The 2,053-nt window shown below is 43.4% G+C and carries 3 protein-coding genes; all 3 read left to right on the plus strand.

Annotation, left to right across the window (positions count from 1 at the left end):
- Positions 1-601 precede the first annotated feature (601 nt).
- The 3 genes from ENN47_10790 (at position 602) to ENN47_10800 (ending at position 1,919) form a co-directional block, all read left to right on the plus strand.
- Complete coding sequence (locus tag ENN47_10790; protein HDP78644.1) at positions 602-1,027, plus strand: hypothetical protein; 426 nt, start codon at positions 602-604, stop codon at positions 1,025-1,027.
- A 15-nt stretch (positions 1,028-1,042) separates the two neighbouring features.
- Complete coding sequence (locus ENN47_10795; GenBank protein HDP78645.1) at positions 1,043-1,474, plus strand: XRE family transcriptional regulator; 432 nt, start codon at positions 1,043-1,045, stop codon at positions 1,472-1,474.
- Between the two features lie 79 nt (positions 1,475-1,553).
- Positions 1,554-1,919: a hypothetical protein gene (locus ENN47_10800; protein ID HDP78646.1), complete on the plus strand. Its 366-nt coding sequence runs from the start codon at positions 1,554-1,556 to the stop codon at positions 1,917-1,919.
- Positions 1,920-2,053 lie beyond the last annotated feature (134 nt).

Here is a 2,053-nt window from a genome sequence, read left to right on the forward strand (position 1 = left end):
ACTCAACGAATCAAGCACGTGGTGATTTGAAAATAACGTCTTTCGTCCAACTTCCTAGATCATGGACTCGTCCTTTGGAGAGTACTGCTAAAGAAGCAAACGCGGCCGTCTTGCAGATCGAAGACGTAGATCCTGTGCAGGTGCTCTCACAGGATGACAAAGTAAGGGATTAGCATGAGTTACTCGGGATGGCGGTGTAAGGTTAGTCGGAAAGCAGCACATTAGGTCATTCTGACGAAGCTTCTGGTCAGAATCTCGATCCTTGGCGCGGGCCGACGCTATAGATATTTCAACTAGCGAATACACCGCAGCAAGAAAATTGAACTGAGTTTATTCTGATTAATGCAAGCTAATAAGTAATTCGGATGCCTTTGCAAAGGAAAGGCCACGCGTAGAAGAATTGTCGGGGCCTAACTACACGGTTATTCTCCAGCCAGAGATCAACTCAAGAGGATTACTGAAACCATCCCGAAAGCTCATGGAAATCATTCGATATCGCGAGCAATGCCTTATTAATTGACCCAAAATGGTGGTAATGAGTAATAATCGTTACGGATAGTTCTTACAATAATACAACTTATAAGTTATAAATAGAGGTAAGATGGAGAGAAAGATCGATGTCTTATCCGACGAGAAAATGCAGAGGGAATTTGACAAGTACGTAGAAAAGAATCCCTCCAGAAAGAAGGATTTGATAAAGAAAAGGTTTTTGTTCACCGGTCTGCTGGAAAAGGCAGGGGAGAATTATATGAAAACGGAACTTGCAAAACCGCGAAGATCTTCCCGCCTGGAGATTTTGAGACGTACGAAGACCAGTTATTCGATATATTCTCTTCATCTTACAGAGACGAAGAGGAATGATCCAGAAAACGCAAGGATTCTTTTCTGCTTCTTCAATGATAAGAAGGTTATCGTTTATCTTGTCTTCTTTGATGAGTCCGATGAAAAGTATGAGAAGGCGATCGAGAGACTGAAGTCGAGGATTTGCGAATGGACCGGGCGGGGATTCAATGTGTGCAAGTTTTAGGAGGTGTAGTTACTTATGTTTTCATGGGGTGAAGGTGATAGAAAGAGAAGAATGAATACTGAAAATCCAGAACCTCTATTCAAGAGAGACAGCGAACTGTTGTTAGAGTCGGCAGACGATGACACGAGATTTGAGTTGAACTTGATTAGCGTCATGACGGATATTTCTGCAGCTCTTATTAACTATCGGGCGGATAACTCCCTTTCACAAAAGGAGCTGGCAGAAAAACTGGAGTGCAGCCAGGCAATGGTCTCGAAGATCGAAAGTGGCGACTATAACTTCACAATAAGAAAGCTTTTTGACGTTGTAAACAAGCTCGGAGGTCGTGTATCTTTTGAGATTGACTTCAAAGATGGTACTTCGGTTCCAGATTCTTCAGAAGAGCGAGTCTCAATATGGGAGTATGTTGGCAATCAAAGCATCAAAGGGATGAAGAATAGTGCCTGAGCCAGTGAATGCCGAGTTTCGCTTCTTGGCGCACAGAATTTCTGATTTTTCGTTTACTCTCCAGGAGGGGATCAAGAACATGTCAATTTCGCTGGACCTGGATGATCCAGAGCTTGAATATTGGCGTGCCGATAACGGTTGCCTTCTTGGTCTGTTGTCTCTCTCAGTCAAAGTCAGGGGCCGGAGCGGAAGAAAGATGGCTTTGAAGCTCGATGCAACAATCAAGGGCAGGTTTAAAGCTCCCGGGAATATGGAAGATAAAACATTCGAAGGCTTCTGTATGATTAGTGGGACCGCAACTCTGATCCCTCTTCTTAGGGCCGCGATTATCTCTTTCACTTCTCAGGCTGGAATGAATCCCCCTATAAGAATACCTTTGATAAACGTGCCTAAATCACTCTCAAAAACCACCTTGTCAGAGAAAAGAGAAGAGAACAGGGAATAGTCTGATCAGAGCTCCTTTGAGATCATATTAGTCAGCTCACTTTCATCGAACATCTAGATTGATCATATGATATAGCCAGAGGATATTTGTATTGAAGAAAGAAGCTGCTTCAGCGAGGCTTCCCGGAGAAAACC

The organism is Mesotoga infera (assembly GCA_011045915.1).
GTDB classification, from domain to species: Bacteria; Thermotogota; Thermotogae; order Petrotogales; family Kosmotogaceae; genus Mesotoga; species Mesotoga infera_D.

Coding starts and splice junctions, on each gene's coding strand:
- ENN47_10790 (HDP78644.1), top strand. CDS start 602: ATGGAGAGAAAGATCGATGTCTTATCCGACGAGAAAATGCAGAGGGAA.
- ENN47_10800 (HDP78646.1), top strand. CDS start 1,554: ATGTCAATTTCGCTGGACCTGGATGATCCAGAGCTTGAATATTGGCGT.
- ENN47_10795 (HDP78645.1), top strand. CDS start 1,043: ATGTTTTCATGGGGTGAAGGTGATAGAAAGAGAAGAATGAATACTGAA.